Here is a 17,406-nt window from a genome sequence, read left to right on the forward strand (position 1 = left end):
CACCGACAAATCGCCGAGTCGGGCACCAGGCGCGGGTGCGAGGCGCTTCCCGGGCCGTCCGGGCGCTCGGGGGAGGCCCGATTGGCTGCCGGGTGAACCCATCGGGTAGCCTGGCCAGGTTGCCCGCGCGGTGAGCGCTGGGCGACCTCCGAGGCAGCTCAGCGAATCAATCCAGGAGTATCCCGTGGCTAGCGTGTGCGACGTCTGTGGCAAGGGACCGGGCTTCGGCCACAACGTGTCCCACTCGCACCGGCGGACCAACCGCCGCTGGAACCCCAACATCCAGTCGGTGCGCACCCCGGCCGGTGGCGGCACGACCAAGAAGCTGAAGGTCTGCACGTCCTGCATCAAGGCCGGCAAGGTCGTCCGCGCCTGACGCGGGCCACCACTCAGACCGCAGTCTTTTCCCCAGCCGCCGGGTCACCGACCCGGCGGCTAGCTGCGTACCCGGATCACAACGTACGGGCGTACGACAGCACCCCGGCGTGACCCTTGTAGTAGCCGAAGTCCTCGATCCGCTCGTAGCCCGCGGAGGTGTAGAGCGCGATCGCCTCGGGCTGCCGGTCTCCGGTCTCCAGGATCACCCGCTTGCGCCCGTCGGCCCGCGCCGACTCCTCCACCGCCGCGAGCAGCCGCCGGGCCACCCCGCGGCCCCGCACCGCCGGGGAGGTGTACATGCGCTTGAGCTCGGCGTCGCCCCCGTGCCCCCGCCAGCCTGCGCAGCCCACCAGGACGTCCCCCAGGTACGCGGCGAAGAACAGCCCGGACGGCGGCTCGAAGTCGTCGTCGCCGATCGGGGTGTCGTCGCCGGTCCCGCCGTACCGCTGGGACAGGTCGCCGAGCGCGTCCGCGACGAGCGCCTGCACGTCCGGCGCCTGGAAATGGGCCCGACGGATCTCGATCTCACTCACGGGGGACCACCCTAGCCGTCAGCGGAAGTGGTCCCATCCGGTGCCGCCCTGCCACGGTTTGCGGTCCACGGTCACCCCGGTGCCCTCGTGCACCGCGCCGACCACCCGCCAGCCCGGCGGCAGCGTCACCCCGGGCGGGAACGTCGCGGCCAGCGCGTGGTCGTCGCCGCCGCCCAGCACCCACTGGTACGGGTCGACGCCGAGCGCGATCGCCGCGTCGCGCATCGGGTCCGGGATCTCGAACGCGTCGGTGTGCAGGTCGATGCCGACGACGCTGGCGGTGGCCACGTGTCCCAGGTCCTGCAGCAGCCCGTCGGAGACGTCGATCATCGAGGTGGCACCCAGCTCGGCCGCGGTGGCTCCGGCGGCGTACGGCACCTCGGGCCGCCGGTACGCCTCGACCAGCAGCTTCGGGGTGCGGAAGCCGCGCGACAGCACGGTGTACCCGCCCGCGGCGTACCCGGTGCGCCCGGCGAGCGCGACCACGTCGCCGGGCTGCGCCCCGTTGCGCTGCACCGGGGCGCGGCCGCCCAGGTCGCCGAGCGCGGTGACCGCGACCGTGAGGGTGGGGCTGGCCGACATGTCCCCGCCGACCACCCCGGCGCCGACCTTGGCCGCCTCGGCGGACAGGCCGGTGGCCAGTTCCTCGGCCCACGACACGTCCAGGTCGACCGGCGCGCACAACGCGACCAGCAGCGCGGTCGGTGTGGCGCCCATGGCCGCGATGTCGGCCAGGTTCGCGGCGGCGGCGCGGTGGCCGACGTCCGTGGCGCTCGACCAGTCCCGCCGGAAATGCCGGCCCTCCACGAGCACGTCCGTGCTGGCCACGATGCGGCCGTCCGGCGCGGCCACCACCGCGGCGTCGTCGCCCGGGCCGAGCAGGCTCGACGTACCGAAATCGAGCCGCGCGACGATCCGGGCGATGAGCCCGAACTCCCCCGCCTCCGCGATGCTCACGTCGCCATTCCCCTTCCATACGGTGGCATTCCGCTTTCCGGCCGCTCCGTGCTGTAGTTTCACGTTCGGGTCGCCAGCGGCGGAGAGGAGTCGGATCGTGGTCCAGGCATACATCCTCATCCAGACGGAGGTCGGAAAGGCCCGTGACGTGGCCGCAGCGATCGACAAAATCCCCGGAGTCGTCCGGGTCGACGCGGTCACCGGCCCGTACGACGTGGTGGTGCTCGCCGAGGCGCACAACGTCGATGAGCTGGGTCAGCTCATTGTGAGCAAGGTCCAGTTCGTTCCGGGCATCACGCGGACCCTGACCTGCTCCGTGGTAAATCTCTGAGCATGCTCGACCTGGACACCCGCGAGGAACCGGCGGCGCCGGACCGGACGACACGCACCGCGGCACTGTGGGCCACGGTGGTGGCGGTGCCGATCGCCGTACTCGTGGGTTTCCTGGTCTTCACGCAGGTCCTGGGCGGCGCCGGGGCCGAGCCGAAAGCGGCCGGGCCGACCGCGGCGAGCACGCCCGCCACCGTGCCGAGCACCCCGGTCGCGATGGCCGCGCCGGCACTGTCCGCGCACGCCGCGCAGGTGTGCGAGGGCGTCACGTCGCGGCTGCCCGCCGCGGTGCGCAACCTGCCCGCCCGCGCGGTGAGCGCCGGTCCGCAGCAGAACGCCGCGTGGGGCGAGCCGCCCATCACGCTGGCGTGCGGGGTCGCCCAGCCCACGATGTGCGCGACGCCGGCCGGCGGCGCCGGCTGCGTCCCGCTGGACACCGAGCTGCTGAACATGAACGGCCTCTGCTGGTACGCACGGCAGGACCCGGCCGGGCCGGTCTTCACGACCATGGACCGCGACGTGCCGGTGCAGGTCACGGTGCCGGCGGGGTACGCGCAGGCCGCGCAGTGGGCCAACGAGTTCTCCGACCCGCTGGCCGCCACGGACCGGTCCCGGACGACCGGCGTCCCCTCCGGCTGTCTCTGAGCGCGGGCCGGGCCGGGCGAGGCCGCTTGGGTGCGCGGCCCCGGCGGACCGCGCGGCTCAGTGCAGGCCGGTGCCGCGGCGCAGGGCGGTGCGGATCAGCCGGTCCACCAGCTTCGGGTACTCCAGGCCGGTCGCCGCCCACATCAACGGGAACATCGAGGTCGGGGTGAACCCCGGCATCGTGTTGATCTCGTTGAGGTAGATCTGGTGGTCCGCCGTGACGAAGAAGTCGACCCGGCCCAGCCCCGCACAGTCCAGCGCGATGAACGTGCGGCAGGCGTACTCCTGCACCTTGCGGCTCACCTCGGCGGGCAGGTCCGCGGGGATGTCGTACGACGAGGTCCCGTCGAGATACTTCGCCTCGAAGTCGTAGAACTCGTGGTCGCTCACGTGGATCTCGGCGAGCAGCGACGCCTCCGGGACGCCACCGGCTTCGCCCTCCAGAACGCCGCATTCGATCTCGCGGCCCACCACGGCCGCCTCGACGAGCACCTTGGGGTCGATCTGCCGCGCCGCGGCGACCGCGGCGTCCAGGTCGGCCCAGTCGCTGACCTTGGTGATGCCGTGCGACGAACCGGCCCGGGACGGCTTGACGAAGACGGGCAGGCCGAGTCGTTCCTTGTCCGCCTCGGACAGCGAGGCACCGGCGCGCAGCACCGCGTACGGCCCGACCGGGATGCCCTCGGCCGCGGCGAGTTTCTTGGTGAACTCCTTGTCCATGGCCGCCGCGGAGGCGAAGACGTTCGCCCCCACGTACGGGATGCCGGCCATCTCCAGCAGCCCCTGGATGGTGCCGTCCTCGCCGTACGCGCCGTGCAGCACCGGGAAGACGACGTCGACGTCCGCGAGCGCGGTGGCCCCCTCGGCGGGGTCGAGCACCAGCAGCCCGTTCGCGGTGGGGTCGGTGGGCAGCACGACCGCGGCACCGGCGGCCGCGGTGATCTCGGGCAGGCGGCGGTCCGCGATGGCCAGCGGGGCCGGGTCGGCACCGGCCAGGACCCAGCGGCCCGCCCGGGTGATGCCGACCGGCACGACCTCGTACTCGTCCGGGGAGAGGGCGGACAGGATGCTGCCCGCGCTGACGCAGGAGATGCCGTGCTCGGTGCTGCGCCCGCCGAACACGAGCGCCACACGGGTCTTGCGAGGGGTCGACACTGGGGGGCTCCTCATCCGGGGCTGATCGGGCACGGCTCTCGCCTGCGGGATGCCTGCTCGCGCGCGTGAGGTACCCACGGGCGGCATGCCGGAGGAGACCCTACTCTGCGTAGGCCGTTTCTCCGATCCCGCAGCCAGGAACACCATGAAAGGGACGCACCGTCAATCCTTCCAACACTACTGGTAACGGCCCGCCCGGTCAGGATGGCGCGATGGTGCACGATTGGGGCAGCACGCCCGAGTCCCAGAGCCGGTCGAGGTGGGCGAGAAAGCCGACCAGGGTGCCCTCCAGATCCCGCCGCTGCGCGGCGGACAGCACGGCCAGCGGGTCGGAGATGATCACCCCGGCCGGGTGCGCAGCCCGGGTGCCGACGAACCGGTGGCAGGCCGAGCACCATACGTAGCTCACCAGCGTGGGCCGCCGGGCCTGGGCGGGGACACTCAGGTACGCCCGCACCGCGCGCTCGCCGCAGGCCGGGCAGTCGCGCTCGCCGGGCTCCGCCAGGAAGCTGGTCCCCTGGGTCAGCGCCGCGACCTGATCCCCGGTGAAACTGCCCCACTGCGCCGTGCCGTCCGGCGTCGCCGCGACCGGCCGGTCCTCCTGAGCTGTCACCCGGTCACCGTAGCGGGACGCCGCGTCACGTGGCGTCGAGGGCCGCGGTCAGGTCGGCGACCAGATCGTCGGTGTCCTCGATGCCGCAGGACAGCCGCACGAAGCCGGGGGCGGTGTCGTCACCCCATTGGGCGCGCCGGTCGGCCGAGGTGTGCACGCCACCGAACGACGTCGCCGCGAACACCAGCCGGGACGCGGTGAGGAACGCGCCCACCCGCTCGGCACTGCCGAGATCGAACGAGACCACGCCGGGGATCCGGCCCATCTGCGCGCGGGCCAGGGCGTACGACGGGTCCCCCGGCAGTCCGGGCCAGCGCACGCCGGTCACGTCCGGGCGGCCGGCGAGCAGTTCCGCCACCGCCCGCGCGTTCGTGCTCTGCCGCGACAGCCGCAGATCCAGCGTGGCCAGGGACCGGTGGGCCAGCCACGCATCGAACGCACCGGGGATGCCACCGGTCTGAGCCCGCCACGTGGTCATCCGGGCGAGCAGATCCGGATCCGCGGTGGCGACGTACCCGAGCAGGACATCGGAATGGCCCGTGAGCGCCTTCGTCCCGGATGCGACGACCACGTCGGCGCCGAGCTCCAGCGGACGCTGCCCGAGCGGGGTGGCGGTGGTGTTGTCCACGGCGACCAGTGCACCCGCAGCGTGCGCCGCGGCGGCCACGGCCCGGATGTCGCACACGTCGAGGCCCGGGTTGGCGGGCGTCTCCAGCAGCACGAGCCGTACGCCCTCGAACGCCGGGTACGGCCCGGCCGTGGGCACCAGCACGGCACGGACCCCCAGGTCGCGCAGCGTGCCCTCGGCGAACGCGCGCACCGTGAAGTACCCGTCCGACGGCAACGCGACCGTGTCGCCCGCGCGCAGCGTGGCCAGCAGCAGCCCCGTGATGGCGGCCTGTCCGCTGGCGAACGCGAGCGCCTCACCGCCCTCCAGCTCCCCGATGGCGTCCTCCAGGGCGCGCCGGGTCGGGTTGTCCGGACGGCCGTACCCGTTGCGGCCCGGCCCGGCCTGCGGATCCAGGTGGTACGGCGCCGCGAACACCGGCCCCGGCAGGAACGGCTGGTCCGGCTCCGGCGCCGGCAACCCGGCGTGCACGACGCGGGTGCCGTCGCCGTACGTCATTCGGGTTTCATCTCCCGGCCCATCAGCAGCTTCACCGCGACCCGCGGGTCCACGCCCTCGTGGCAGACCCGTTCCACCTGCTCGGTGATGGGCATTTCGACGCCGTGTGCGCGGGCCAGGTCCCGGATCGCCAGGCAGCTCTTGACGCCTTCCGCGGTCTGCTTGGTGGACGCCTGCGCCGCCTCCAGCGACTCGCCGCGGCCCAGGTGCTCGCCGAACGTCCGGTTGCGGGACAGCGGCGACGAGCAGGTGGCGACGAGATCGCCGAGCCCGGCCAGCCCGGCGAACGTCAGCGGGTCGGCGCCCAGCGCGACGCCCAGCCGCGCGGTCTCGGCCAGCCCCCGGGTGATCAGCGACGCTTTCGTGTTGTCGCCCAGCCCCATCGCGGTGGCGATGCCGTACGCCAGCGCGATGACGTTCTTCACCGCGCCACCCAGCTCGCACCCGATCACGTCGTCGCTGGTGTACGGCCGCAGGTACGGCAGCGCGAGGGCCTGCTGCACCTGCTTGGCCCGTTCCTCGTCGGTGCACGCGACGACCGTGGCGGCCGGCTGCTCCGCGGCGATCTCGGGGGCCAGGTTGGGCCCGGAGACGACCGCGACGCGGCCCGGGTCGACGCCCGCGGTCTCGACGATGACCTGGCTCATCCGCTTGGTGGTGCCCAGCTCGATGCCCTTCATCAGGGACACCAGCGTGGCGTCGGCGGGGATGTGCGGTGCCCAGTCGGCCAGGTTGGCGCGCAACGTCTGCGACGGCACGGCGATGGACACCACGCCCGCCCCGGCCAGCGCTGCGGGGAGGTCGTGGGTGGCGGTGACCCGCTCGGGCAGTTTGATGCCGGGCAGGGAACCCTCGTTGACGCCCCGTTCACGGATCGCCTGGGCCACCGCCTCGCGCCGGGCCCAGATCGTCACGTCCGCGCCCGCCTCCGCGAGCACCTTCGCGAACGCCGTACCCCAGGCGCCGGCGCCCAGGACCGTGGCCTTCATTCCGTACCTCCGTCCGGAGTGTCCGTGACAGCGCTGCGCCGGGCACCCGGCTGGAACAGCGGCGGTGGTGGGGCGCCGCGCAGCTCGCCCAGCAGGTCACGGACGGTCAGCATGATTGCCTCGGTCATCTGTTCCAGCACCGTACGGCTCGGCGCCTCGCCCTGCCAGCGGCTGAGGTCCACCGGCTTCCCCGCGGTGACCCGCACCGGGATGCGCGGGCGCACGGAGAACTTCTTGGTCCGCGGGTCGAACACCCGTTGCGCGCCGTCGAGCGCCATCGGGATGACCGGCGCGCCGGTGAGCAGCGCCAGCCGGGCCGCTCCGGTCTTGCCGCGCATCGGCCACAGGTCCGGCTCGCGGGTGGTGGTGCCTTCGGGGTAGATGACGACGATGCCGCCCGCACGCAATGCGTTGACGAGCGAGTCGAGCGACTTGACCGCCTCCACGCTGCCGCGCTCGACCGGGATCTGCTCGACCTTGTCGAGCAGGAAACCGACCCCGGGCACCTTCCAGATGCTGGCCTTGCCGAGGAACTGCGGCCAGCGCCCGGCGCCGAAGATGAAGTGGGCGAGCACCAGCGGGTCGAAGTGCGACAGGTGGTTGCACACGATGATGGCGCCACCGGTCGCGGGCAGATTCTCCATGCCGGTCCAGGTCCGCTTCGTCCAGACCTTCATCGGCGGCAGGGCCAGCCCCACGGCGACCCTTTTCCAGAATCCGAGCCTGCGCGCCACGGCGCCTCCCTGCCTCCGCGGCGCACCCCCGCCGCCGTCCCACACCCCTGGGACGAAATCATGCCTGTTCCCGGGCGCCGGAGCCAGGCAGGGGTACGCCGCCGCGTCGCTGGCAGGATGTGAGCGTGGCAGGAACGGGCTGGGCGGCGGTGATCCCCGTGAAGCGGCTGGGCATGGCCAAGAGCCGGCTGCGCGGCGCGGTCGCCCCCGCACGCCACGCGGAGCTCGCCCTGGCGATGCTGAGCGACACCGTGGCCGCGGTGTGCGACACCCCCGCGGTGGCGGAGCTGGTGGTGGTGACGGACGACCCGGCCGCGGCCGACGCGGTGGCCGCGCTGGGTGCCCGCGTGGTTCCGGACGGCCCCGCCGCGGGCCTGAACCCGGCGATGCGCCACGGCGCGGACGTCGTCGTGGGCCTGTCGCGGCCGCGGGTGGTGCTGGCCGGCGACCTTCCCGCGCTGCGCCCGGACGAGCTGGCGGCGGCGCTGCACGCGGCGGCCGGGGCGCCCGCGGACGACGCGGCGGGGCGGGACGGGCGGGCTTTCGTGCCGGACGTAGCGGGCACCGGCACGGTGCTGCTGGCCGCGCCGCCCGGGGTGCCGCTGGCGCCGCGGTTCGGCCCGGGTTCCGCGCACGCCCACGCGGCGTCGGGGGCACGTCTGCTCGCGGGCGCCTGGCCGGGGCTGCGCCAGGATGTGGACACCCCCGCCGATCTGCGCGCGGTGCTGGCGATGGGCGCCGGCGCCTACACCTGCGCGCTGTGGCGCGATCTGGGCCAGGTGGCGGATTGCGCCGGGCCGTGCGTCCCGGCCCGGTAGCGTACGGGCATGCAGGGCACGGTTGCGACGTTCGATCCACAGACTCACACGGGCACGTTGCTGCTCGACGACGGTACGGAGCTGGCGTTTGCGCCGGAGGCGTTCGCGCGCTCCGGTTTGCGCCTGCTGCGCCTCGGCCAGCGGCTGACCGTGCAGCGTGATGCATCGGGCGTCGTGACGGGCGTCCAACTGCCGGGAATCGATTGAGCAGACTCGCCGGTGTTCATTCCCCATTAACCACGATCGGGCAATGATGGAGCAATGAGCACCCCGCCCGCCGGCCCTCAGACGATCGTGCCCGAATCGGCCCGGGCGACCGCTTCCGGATCCCGGCACCGCGGCCCCGACGGGCGGTTCTTACCCGCGGGGACGAACGGTGACGGCGCGCCCGTCACCACCGGCCGGAAGGATGCCCCCGCACCCGCACCACGGACGGAGCAAGCCGCCACCCCACCGGCAGCGCCGGCCGCCCCCGCCTCCGGACCGGCAGCGCCGCCGGCCGCTCCCGCCACGCGACCGACGGAGCCCACCATGATCGCCGTCCCGCCGACCGAACCGGACGAGCTCATCGACGACGAGCTGCCGGAGGATCGGTTCCTCAACCGGGAGCTGTCCTGGCTCGACTTCAACGCCCGCGTGCTGGCGCTGGCCGAGGACCCGGGCACCCCGCTGCTGGAGCGCGCCAAGTTCCTGGCCATCTTCGCGAGCAATCTGGACGAGTTCTACATGGTGCGGGTGGCGGGTCTGAAGCGCCGCCTCAAGGCGGGCCTGCCGAAGCGCGGCGGCGATCGGGTCTCGCTCCGCTTCCAACTGGAGATGATCAATGAGCGGGCCGCCGACCTGGTGACCCGGCACGCGGCATGCTTCGGCGAGGAGGTCCGTCCCAAGCTGTCCGCCGAGGGCATCGAGCTGGTCGGCTGGGAGGAACTGGACGCACCGGAACGGGAACGGCTGCACACGTACTTCCGGGAGCAGGTGTTCCCGGTGCTGACGCCGCTGGCGGTCGATCCGGCGCACCCGTTCCCGTACATTTCGAGCCGCTCGCTGAATCTGGCCGTGGCCCTGCGCGACCCGGCGGACGCCAGCTCGGAGCTGTTCGCCCGGGTCAAGGTGCCCAACAACGTCCCGCGCTTCGTCACGGTCCAGAACGACAGCCGGGGCGTGCGGTTCCTGCCGGTCGAGGGGCTCATCGCGGTCCACCTCGACCAGCTCTTCCCCGGCATGCAGATCCTGGAGTGGCACCTGTTCCGGGTGACCCGCAACGCCGAGGTCGAGGTCGACGAGGACCGCGACGAGGACCTGCTGCAGGCGCTGGAACGCGAGCTGGCGCAACGCCGTTTCGGCCCGCCGGTGCGCCTGGAGGTGGCCGCCTCCATCAGCGACCACGTGCTGGACCTGCTCACCCGCGAGCTGGAGATGGAGAGCGAGGACGTGCTGCGGGTGCCCGGACTGCTGGATCTGTCCGCGCTGTGGCAGGTGTTCGGCGAGTGCGACCGCGACGACCTGAAGGACCGCTCGTTCGTCCCGGCCACCCACCCACAGCTCGCCGACGGCGAGGTGCCGCGCAGCGTCTTCAACCGGCTGCGCGAGTGCGACATCCTGGTGCACCACCCGTACCACTCGTTCTCGACCAGCGTGCAGCGCTTCATCGAGCAGGCCGCCGCGGACCCGCACGTGCTCGCCATCAAGCAGACGCTGTACCGCACGAGCGGCGACTCCCCGATCGTCGACGCACTGGTCGCCGCGGCCGAGGCGGGCAAGCAGGTGGTCGTGCTGGTCGAGGTGAAGGCCCGGTTCGACGAGGTCGCCAACATCGGCTGGGCGCGCACGCTGGAGAAGGCCGGCTGCCACGTCGTGTACGGCCTGGTCGGGCTCAAGACGCACTGCAAGACGTCGCTGGTGGTACGCCAGGAAGGCAACCAGTTGCGCCGCTACTGCCACATCGGCACCGGCAATTACCACCCGAAGACCGCCCGGCTGTACGAGGACTTCGGCATGCTCACGGCCGATCCCGAGGTCGGCGCGGACGTCACGGATCTGTTCAACGTGCTCACCGGATACAGCCGGCAGACCACGTACCGGAGGCTGCTGGTCGCCCCGAACAACGTCCGTGCGGGCCTGATCGAGCGGATCGAGGAGCAGGCCCGGATCGCCCGCGCGGGCGGCGACGCCCTGGTGCAGTTCAAGGTGAACTCGCTGGTGGACGAGGAGACCGTCGACGCGTTGTACCGCGCGTCGCAGGCGGGCGTACGCATCGATCTGGTGATCCGCGGCATGTGCGCGCTGCGGCCGGGGATCGCGGGTCTGTCGGACGGTATCCGGGTGCGCTCGATCGTCGGACGGTTCCTGGAGCACTCGCGGGTGTTCCGGTTCGGCGCGGGCGACGACGCCGAGTACTGGATCGGCTCGGCGGATCTGATGCACCGCAACCTGGACCGCCGGGTCGAGGCGCTGGTCCGGGTCACGCTGCCGTCCGCGCAGCAGGACCTGCGTACGGTCCTGGAGATGGCGATGAGCGAGGACACCGAGTGCTGGGAGCTGACCGGTGACGGCGTCTGGCACCGGCGGGCCTCGACCCCCAGTGCGCCCCGGATCCACCTGCAGGAGGCGCTGCTGCGCCAGGTCACCGGGAAGGCCGGCTGAGTGACCGCACCGATCCGGGCGGCGGGCGGGATCGTCTGGCGGCCGTCGCCCGACGGCATGCAGATCTGCGTGGTCCACCGGCCGGGGCTCGACGATTGGAGCCTGCCCAAGGGCAAGTTGCACGGCGGCGAGCACCCGCTGGTCGCCGCGGTACGGGAGGTGGCCGAGGAGACCGGGGTGCATGCCCGCCCCCAGCTGCGCCTGCCCGACGTCTCGTACGTGCTGCCGGACGGCGTACCGAAGACGGTGGACTTCTGGCTGATGCGCGCGGACGACGGGCCCGCGGGGCGGCCCGTGGATCCGGCCGAGGTGGACGCGGTCGAGTGGCTGCCGGTGCGGGCGGCGGCGAAGAGGTTGACGTACGCCGCCGACGTGCGCCTGGTCGAGCACGCGGCGGCGCTGCCGCCGGTGACCGCGGTGCTGCCGCTGGTCCGCCATGCCCGGGCCGGGCACCGCAGCGCGTGGGCGGGCCCGGACGTCCAGCGCCCGCTGGACCCTGCGGGATTGCGGCAGGCCGAGGCGTTGGCGGCGGTGGTGACGCCGTTCGCGCCGCGCCGGTTGGTCTCGGCGCCGCCGCAGCGGTGCGTGCAGACGTTGCGCCCGCTGGCGGATCTGCTGGGCCTGCCCGTCGAGTTGGACGCGGCGCTGGCCGAACCGCCGGACCAGGCCCAGGCACCGCAGCGGGTACGGACCGCGGCCGCCCACCTGGCGGAGCTGCGGACCGGGCCGGCGGCCGTGGCGTGCACCCAGGGCAAGCTGATCGCGCCGCTGCTGGCCCATCTGGCCGGGGCAGACGACCCGGCGCCCTACAAGACGCCGAAGGGCGACGGCTGGGTGCTCACCTGGTCGGGCGAGGATCTGATCGGCCTGACCCGGCTTTGATTCCGGTACGCCCGCCCGCCCGCCGCGGTGCCGCGCGCAGCGGATCGGCGCGCCAGTAGCCGACGAGGTCGCCGGTGAGCCAGCGGGCCCGCCACAGTTCGTCCGCGCGGGGTTCCCAGTCGCGGAACGGCAGCAGCGCGGCCCGCCACGACAGCACGCTGGCGAGATACCACCCGAGCAGCGGCACGGTGCCGAACACCGCGTCGCGCCGCCGGTACGAGGTGTGCGGGGCCATGGCGTACACCGCGACGCCCGACCAGCCGCACGTGATCAGCCAGTCGAGCACTCCCCAGCCGGTCCAGCCCTCGACCAGGCTGCCGAGCGTCCAGCCGGGTATGACGGCGGCGGCGAAGATGCCCGCGGCGAGCGCTGAGCGGCTGACCAGCCCTCGTGGCCGCGACGATCTGCGCTTCATGCCCGGACCGTAGGTGCCGGGGCTGCGGCGGCGGGCGGACACGCAAAAGGCGTCCACCGTACGGGTGGACGCCTTTCTGCGGTGTGCGGGCGGAGCCGCCCCCGCTCAGCTCTTGCGGGCGCGGGCCGTGGTGGCCTTGGCGGCCGCGGTGGTGCGGGCCGTCGCCGACGCGGTCTTCTTGGCGGTGGTCTTCTTCGCCGCGGCGGTCTTCGTGGTCCGGGCCGGTGCCGACTTGGCAGCGGCGGTCTTGCGGGCCGTGGTGGTCTTCTTGGCCGCCGCGGTCCTGGCCGTCTTGGCCGGTGCCGTCTTGGCAGCGGCGGTCTTGCGGGCCGTGGTGGTCTTCTTGGCCGCCGCGGTCCTGGCCGTCTTGGCCGGTGCCGTCTTGGCGGCCGCGGTCTTGCGGGCCGTGGTGGCCTTGGCGGTGGTCTTCTTGGCCGCCGCCGACTTGGCGGTCGACCGCGTGGCGGTTGCCTTGGCCGGGGCGGCCTTGGCGGCGGTCTTCTTCGCGGCCGCGGCGGCCTTGGCCACCTTGCCGCTCGCGACCATGTCCTTGAAGCCGGTGCCCGGCTTGAAGGCGGGCACGGACGTCTTCTTCACCTTCACCGGTTCACCGGTGCGCGGATTACGCGCGGTACGGGCATTCCGGACCCGTTTTTCGAAGACGCCGAACCCCGTAATGGCTACTCGGTCGCCCTTGGTAACTGCGTTCTGCACCTCAGAGATGACCGCATCCAGCGCCGCCGTCGCCGACTTCCGGTCCCCCAGTCGGGCGGCGAGCGCCTCGATGAGCTCGGCCTTGTTCACGACTTCCCCTCCCGAACATGAGAACTGGCCCGATGCGAGCCATTCTGCGCGCACGGTATGCCCTATGACCAGCAGACACAAACATCTGCATGAAAAAACGCCTTGTGTCGCAACGAATTCGCCCCCACCGGGGAGCCGGTGGGGGCGAAAACGGTGTCTGCGCCTAGAGAATGGGGCTCACGCCACGACCGGCTTGAAAGCCGGCCGCCCCTTCTCGTACGCGGTAATCGTGTCGGAGTGGCGAAGGGTCAGTCCGATGTCGTCGAGGCCCTCCAGGAGCCGCCAGCGGCTGAAATCGTCGATCGGGAACGACCAGACTGCGTCGTCCACGCGCACCTGGCGGGCGCCGAGGTCGACAGTGATCTCCTTGGCGGGCTCGCTGTCGGCCATCGCCCACAGCGCCTCGACCGCCTTCAGCTCCAGCTGGACCGGCAGCAGGCCCTCCTTGAGGGCGTTGCCGCGGAAGATGTCGCCGAAGCGGGGGGCGATGACCACCTTGAAGCCCCAGTCCCGCAGCGCCCAGACAGCGTGCTGGCGGGAGGAGCCGGTGCCGAAGTTGGGGCCGGCGACCAGGATCGTCGCCCCGGTGTGGGCCGGGTTGTTGAGCACGAAGGCCGGGTCGTCGCGCCAGGCCCGGAACAGCCCGTCCTCGAAGCCGGTCCGGGTTACCCGCTTCAGGTAGACGGCTGGAATGATCTGATCCGTGTCCACATCGGAACGGCGCAGCGGCATGACCGTACCGGTGTGGGTGGTGAACTTGTCCATGATCGGGTCCCTCGGCTCACAGGTCGGACGGGGCGGCCAGCTTGCCGACCACGGCGGTGGCGGCAGCGACCTGCGGCGAGACCAGGTGGGTGCGGCCACCCTTGCCCTGCCGGCCCTCGAAGTTGCGGTTGGACGTGGAGGCGGCGCGCTGGCCGGGGTCGAGCGTGTCCGGGTTCATGCCCAGGCACATCGAGCAGCCGGCGAAGCGCCATTCGGCCCCGGCGTCGAGGAAGACCTTGTCCAGCCCCTCCTGTTCGGCGGCCTCGCGGACGGCGTACGAGCCGGGCACGATCATCATCCGGACGCCGTCGTGCACCTGGTGGCCGCGCAGCACGTCGGCCGCGGCCCGCAGGTCCTCGATGCGGCCGTTGGTGCAGGAGCCGACGAAGACGACGTCGACCGGAACGTCCTTGAGCGGGGTGCCGGCCTGCAATCCCATGTACTCCAGGGCGCGGCGGGCGGCGCCGCGCTCCACCTCGTCGACGAACTCCTCGGGGTCCGGGACGACGCCGTCGAGCGCGGTGCCCTGCCCGGGGTTGGTGCCCCACGTGACGAACGGGTGGATCGCGGACGCGTCGAGGATCACCTCGGTGTCGTACTCGGCGCCCTCGTCGGACGGCAGGGATCGCCAGTACTCGACCGCTGCGTCCCAGTCGGCGCCCTGCGGCGCGTGGGCGCGGCCTTTGAGGTACGCGAAGGTCGTCTCGTCCGGAGCGATCATCCCGGCCTTGGCGCCCCACTCGATGGACATGTTGCAGATGGTCATCCGGCCCTCCATGGAGAGCTTGCGGATGGCCTCGCCGCGGTATTCCACGATGTGGCCGTTGCCGCCGCCGGTGCCGACCTGCGCGATCAGCGCCAGGATCAGGTCCTTCGCGGTGACGCCGGGATGCAGGTCGCCGACGACCGTGACGGCCATGGTCTTCGGTGTGGACTGCGGCAGGGTCTGGGTGGCGAGCACGTGCTCGACCTCGCTGGTGCCGATGCCGAACGCCAGCGCGCCGAACGCGCCGTGCGTGGCGGTGTGCGAGTCGCCGCAGACGATCGTCATGCCGGGCTGGGTGAGACCGAGCTGCGGGCCGATGACGTGCACGATGCCCTGCTCGGCGTTGCCCAGCGGGCGGATCTCGACACCGAACTCCGCGCAGTTGCGGCGCAACGTCTCGATCTGCGTACGCGAGGTGGTGTCCGCGATCGTGAACAGTTCGCCGCGGCGGGTGTTGAACGACGGGTCCGCGTATCCCGTCGGGGTGTTGTGGTCCTCGGTTGCGAGCGTGAGATCGGTGCGCCGGACGGTGCGCCCGGCCATACGCAGGCCGTCGAAGGCCTGCGGGCTGGTCACCTCGTGCAGCAGGTGCAGGTCGATGTAGAGCAGATCGGGCTCACCCTCGGCTGCGCGCACGACGTGGTCGTCCCAGACCTTTTCGGCCAGGGTCCTCGGCTGAGTGACTCCCACCATCTGGACATCCTAAATTCTGGGAGGTAAGTTTCGGCTTGTGGGACACAGTATGAGCGGTGTCGGCGTTCTCGACAAGGCGGTCGTCATCCTTGCCGCCTGCGTGGACGGCGCCAGCCTGGCCGAACTCGTCGACCGGACCAAGCTGCCCCGGGCCACCGCGCACCGGCTGGCACAGGCGTTGGAGATCCACCGGATGCTGGTGCGGGACACCCAGGGCAGGTGGCGTCCCGGGCCCCGGCTGGGCGAGCTGGCCAACGCCGCCCCCGACGTGCTGCTGACCGCGGCCGAGCCGCTGCTCGCGGCGCTGCGCGACGCCACCGGCGAAAGCGCCCAGCTGTATCTGCGCCGCGCCGACGAGCGCATCTGCGTGGCCGCGGCGGAGCGCGCCAGCGGCCTGCGCGACACCGTGCCGGTCGGCTCGGTGCTGCCCATGACCGCCGGGTCGGCCGCCCAGATCCTGCTGGCGTGGGAACCGCCCGAGGCGGTCATGCCGCTGCTGCCCCGGTGCAAGTTCACCGGCCGCACGCTCGCCGAGGTGCGGCGGCGCGGCTGGGCCCAGAGCGTCGCCGAGCGCGAGCCCGGCGTGGCGAGCGTCTCGGCCCCGATCCGGGACCGGACCGGCCGGGTCATCGCGGGCATCTCGATCAGCGGCCCGATCGAGCGGCTGGGCCGGCGCCCCGGCGAGCGGCACGCCATGGCCGTGGTCCGCGCCGGGCAGCGCCTCTCCGGCCTCTGAGCGTCCGAGGCGCCCCCAGGGTCCGAAGGCCTCCGGGCCTCTCCGAATCCCTGAGCGTTTGCCGACCCCGATCGGGCCGACGCGTTTCCCCGGGCCGGACTGCGGGAGCGGCCCGGGGCTCGCGTCACCGCGGCCTCGGTCACCCCGCCAGTCTGCCCCCGCGCCGACACGGAAAAGAGCAAAGCCCGCGCCACCGAAGTGGCGCGGGCTTTAGCGCATGTAGCCCCGAAGGGATTCGAACCCTCGCTACCGCCTTGAGAGGGCGGCGTCCTAGGCCGCTAGACGACGGGGCCAGGACTTTGCTTCCGCTCCTGCTCGGAGCGGCGGGCCGAACTCTATCAGAAGTCCAGCACCACCGACCCTCGCGGGAAGCGGTCGCGCTGGGGTACCAGGACTCGAACCTAGACTAACTGAACCAGAATCAGTCGGGCTGCCAATTACCCCATACCCCATTGGTACGGCTTGCCGTACCGGGTCAGAACTCTACCTGAGGCCATGATGCCCGCCAAATCCGGTTCCCGTCCCGCGAATTACCGCAGGCCGCAGCGGTCAGCTCAGGGCGACAACCGGGTTGGACAGCTCCCCGATGCCCTGCACCCGCACCGCGACGGTGTCGCCCGACACGATCTCGCTCACCCCGGCCGGGGTGCCGGTGAGGATCACGTCGCCCGGCAGCAGCGTCATGACGTGCGACACGTACGACACCAGGGTCGGCACGTCGAAGACCATGTCGCTGGTACGGCCGATCTGGCGTACCTCCATCTCGTCGGGGTTGCGACCCACCTCGCAGCGGATCTCCAGGTCGCTGACGTCCAGGTCGGTGACGATCCACGGGCCCAGCGGGCAGAACGAGTCGAAGCCCTTGGCCCGCGTCCACTGCGGGTCGGTGCGCTGCAGGTCGCGTGCGGTGACGTCGTTGCCGCACGTGTAGCCGAAGATCGCCTTCTCGGCGCCGGCCCGGTCCACGCGACGGGCGCCGGTCGCACCGATCACCACCGCCAGCTCGGCCTCGTGGTCCACCCGCTGCGACTGCGGGGGCAGCCGGATCGCGTCGTTCGGGCCGATCACCGAGGTGGACGGCTTGATGAAGATCAACGGCTCCTTGGGCACCTCCGCGCCGTGTTCCGCGGCGTGCTCGGCGTAGTTGCGGCCCACCCCGACGACCTTGCTGGAGAAGATCGGCGCGAGCAGCCGGACGTCCGCGAGCGCCCATCGCTGACCCGTGAAGCGCACCGCCTCGAACGGAAGGCTGTCGATCTCGGCGACGGTCAGGCCCGCGGGCCCCGCACCCGCCTCGCCCTCCACGACGCCGAACGACACCCCACCGGCATGAACAAAACGAGCGAAGCGCACAGAGGAACCCCAATCTGATCAGCGGGTACGGCTGAAGTGAATCTACGCCGCGGCCGGTGCGTGGCCGGGTT

Annotated in this window: 20 protein-coding genes and 2 tRNA genes; 8 read left to right on the forward strand and 14 right to left on the reverse strand. The window is 72.3% G+C overall.

Annotation, left to right across the window (positions count from 1 at the left end; translation table 11 throughout):
• Positions 1-184 precede the first annotated feature (184 nt).
• On the forward strand, positions 185-376 hold the full coding sequence (gene rpmB / locus ACMCNK_RS15225; RefSeq protein WP_026207002.1) for a 50S ribosomal protein L28: 192 nt from the start codon (positions 185-187) through the stop codon (positions 374-376).
• 76 nt (positions 377-452) lie between these two features.
• Here rpmB and ACMCNK_RS15230 read toward each other — a convergent pair whose 3' ends face one another.
• Both ACMCNK_RS15230 and ACMCNK_RS15235 read right to left on the reverse strand, forming a co-directional pair.
• A complete protein-coding gene (locus tag ACMCNK_RS15230) occupies positions 453-911 on the reverse strand; it encodes a GNAT family N-acetyltransferase (protein WP_412737064.1) in 459 nt (152 codons plus the stop codon).
• An 18-nt stretch (positions 912-929) separates the two neighbouring features.
• Positions 930-1,868 carry a thiamine-phosphate kinase gene (locus ACMCNK_RS15235; RefSeq protein ID WP_412737065.1) on the reverse strand — a complete coding sequence of 313 codons (939 nt, stop codon included), beginning with the start codon at positions 1,866-1,868 and terminating at the stop codon, positions 930-932.
• Between the two features lie 97 nt (positions 1,869-1,965).
• On the opposite strand from ACMCNK_RS15235, the gene ACMCNK_RS15240 reads away from it, so the two are divergent.
• The gene (locus tag ACMCNK_RS15240; RefSeq protein ID WP_412737066.1) at positions 1,966-2,199 is read left to right on the forward strand and encodes an Lrp/AsnC family transcriptional regulator; all 234 of its coding nucleotides are present in this window, start codon (positions 1,966-1,968) and stop codon (positions 2,197-2,199) included.
• Between the two features lie 2 nt (positions 2,200-2,201).
• A complete protein-coding gene (locus ACMCNK_RS15245) occupies positions 2,202-2,843 on the forward strand; it encodes a DUF3515 family protein (RefSeq protein WP_412737067.1) in 642 nt (213 codons plus the stop codon).
• 57 nt (positions 2,844-2,900) lie between these two features.
• Here the strand turns inward: ACMCNK_RS15245 and ACMCNK_RS15250 are convergent, their stop codons facing one another.
• The 5 genes from ACMCNK_RS15250 to ACMCNK_RS15270 all read right to left on the reverse strand — a co-directional run bounded on the left by ACMCNK_RS15250 (position 2,901) and on the right by ACMCNK_RS15270 (position 7,403).
• The gene (locus tag ACMCNK_RS15250) at positions 2,901-3,998 is read right to left on the reverse strand and encodes a D-alanine--D-alanine ligase family protein (RefSeq protein ID WP_412737068.1); all 1,098 of its coding nucleotides are present in this window, start codon (positions 3,996-3,998) and stop codon (positions 2,901-2,903) included.
• Between the two features lie 199 nt (positions 3,999-4,197).
• Positions 4,198-4,611: a hypothetical protein gene (locus ACMCNK_RS15255; protein WP_412737069.1), complete on the reverse strand. Its 414-nt coding sequence runs from the start codon at positions 4,609-4,611 to the stop codon at positions 4,198-4,200.
• Between the two features lie 25 nt (positions 4,612-4,636).
• A complete protein-coding gene (locus ACMCNK_RS15260) occupies positions 4,637-5,737 on the reverse strand; it encodes a cystathionine gamma-lyase (RefSeq protein ID WP_412737070.1) in 1,101 nt (366 codons plus the stop codon).
• Positions 5,734-6,726, reverse strand: coding sequence for an NAD(P)H-dependent glycerol-3-phosphate dehydrogenase (locus ACMCNK_RS15265; RefSeq protein ID WP_412737071.1), 993 nt, complete (start codon positions 6,724-6,726; stop codon positions 5,734-5,736). Before ACMCNK_RS15265 ends, ACMCNK_RS15260 begins: the two co-directional genes overlap by 4 nt.
• Complete coding sequence (locus ACMCNK_RS15270; protein ID WP_412740866.1) at positions 6,723-7,403, reverse strand: lysophospholipid acyltransferase family protein; 681 nt, start codon at positions 7,401-7,403, stop codon at positions 6,723-6,725. Before ACMCNK_RS15270 ends, ACMCNK_RS15265 begins: the two co-directional genes overlap by 4 nt.
• 182 nt (positions 7,404-7,585) lie before the next feature.
• On the opposite strand from ACMCNK_RS15270, the gene cofC reads away from it, so the two are divergent.
• From cofC to ACMCNK_RS15290, 4 genes are read left to right on the forward strand one after another with little or no spacing between them, the layout of a single operon-like run.
• Positions 7,586-8,278 carry a 2-phospho-L-lactate guanylyltransferase gene (gene cofC / locus ACMCNK_RS15275; RefSeq protein WP_412737072.1) on the forward strand — a complete coding sequence of 231 codons (693 nt, stop codon included), beginning with the start codon at positions 7,586-7,588 and terminating at the stop codon, positions 8,276-8,278.
• A gap of 9 nt (positions 8,279-8,287) precedes the next feature.
• Complete coding sequence (locus ACMCNK_RS15280; protein ID WP_412737073.1) at positions 8,288-8,485, forward strand: cold-shock protein; 198 nt, start codon at positions 8,288-8,290, stop codon at positions 8,483-8,485.
• Positions 8,486-8,539: 54 nt separating this feature from the next.
• On the forward strand, positions 8,540-10,921 hold the full coding sequence (locus ACMCNK_RS15285; protein WP_412737074.1) for an RNA degradosome polyphosphate kinase: 2,382 nt from the start codon (positions 8,540-8,542) through the stop codon (positions 10,919-10,921).
• Entirely contained in the window at positions 10,922-11,803 is an 882-nt protein-coding gene (locus ACMCNK_RS15290; RefSeq protein ID WP_412737075.1) for an NUDIX hydrolase, read from the forward strand.
• Here the strand turns inward: ACMCNK_RS15290 and ACMCNK_RS15295 are convergent.
• From ACMCNK_RS15295 to leuC, 4 genes are all read right to left on the reverse strand, one after another.
• Positions 11,760-12,218, reverse strand: coding sequence for a hypothetical protein (locus ACMCNK_RS15295; protein WP_412737076.1), 459 nt, complete (start codon positions 12,216-12,218; stop codon positions 11,760-11,762). The two genes, ACMCNK_RS15290 and ACMCNK_RS15295, sit on opposite strands and share 44 nt — an antisense overlap.
• Positions 12,219-12,323: 105 nt before the next feature.
• On the reverse strand, positions 12,324-13,022 hold the full coding sequence (locus tag ACMCNK_RS15300; protein ID WP_412737077.1) for an HU family DNA-binding protein: 699 nt from the start codon (positions 13,020-13,022) through the stop codon (positions 12,324-12,326).
• A 177-nt stretch (positions 13,023-13,199) separates the two neighbouring features.
• A complete protein-coding gene (gene leuD, locus ACMCNK_RS15305; protein ID WP_412737078.1) occupies positions 13,200-13,787 on the reverse strand; it encodes a 3-isopropylmalate dehydratase small subunit in 588 nt (195 codons plus the stop codon).
• Between the two features lie 16 nt (positions 13,788-13,803).
• Entirely contained in the window at positions 13,804-15,246 is a 1,443-nt protein-coding gene (gene leuC, locus ACMCNK_RS15310) for a 3-isopropylmalate dehydratase large subunit (protein WP_412737079.1), read from the reverse strand.
• Between the two features lie 49 nt (positions 15,247-15,295).
• Between leuC and ACMCNK_RS15315 the strand changes: the two genes are divergently transcribed.
• Complete coding sequence (locus ACMCNK_RS15315; RefSeq protein ID WP_130508838.1) at positions 15,296-15,982, forward strand: IclR family transcriptional regulator; 687 nt, start codon at positions 15,296-15,298, stop codon at positions 15,980-15,982.
• A 220-nt stretch (positions 15,983-16,202) separates the two neighbouring features.
• Here ACMCNK_RS15315 and ACMCNK_RS15320 read toward each other — a convergent pair.
• The 3 genes from ACMCNK_RS15320 to ACMCNK_RS15330 all read right to left on the reverse strand — a co-directional run bounded on the left by ACMCNK_RS15320 (position 16,203) and on the right by ACMCNK_RS15330 (position 17,335).
• Positions 16,203-16,275: transfer RNA gene (locus ACMCNK_RS15320), tRNA-Glu, on the reverse strand.
• Between the two features lie 87 nt (positions 16,276-16,362).
• A tRNA-Gln gene (locus tag ACMCNK_RS15325) sits at positions 16,363-16,434 on the reverse strand.
• 97 nt (positions 16,435-16,531) lie between these two features.
• Positions 16,532-17,335 (reverse strand): fumarylacetoacetate hydrolase family protein, encoded by an 804-nt coding sequence (locus tag ACMCNK_RS15330; RefSeq protein WP_412737080.1) that lies wholly within the window; start codon positions 17,333-17,335, stop codon positions 16,532-16,534.
• Between the last annotated feature and the right edge of the window lie 71 nt (positions 17,336-17,406).

The organism is Krasilnikovia sp. MM14-A1259, from assembly GCF_047159535.1.
GTDB lineage: Bacteria > Actinomycetota > Actinomycetes > Mycobacteriales > Micromonosporaceae > Actinoplanes.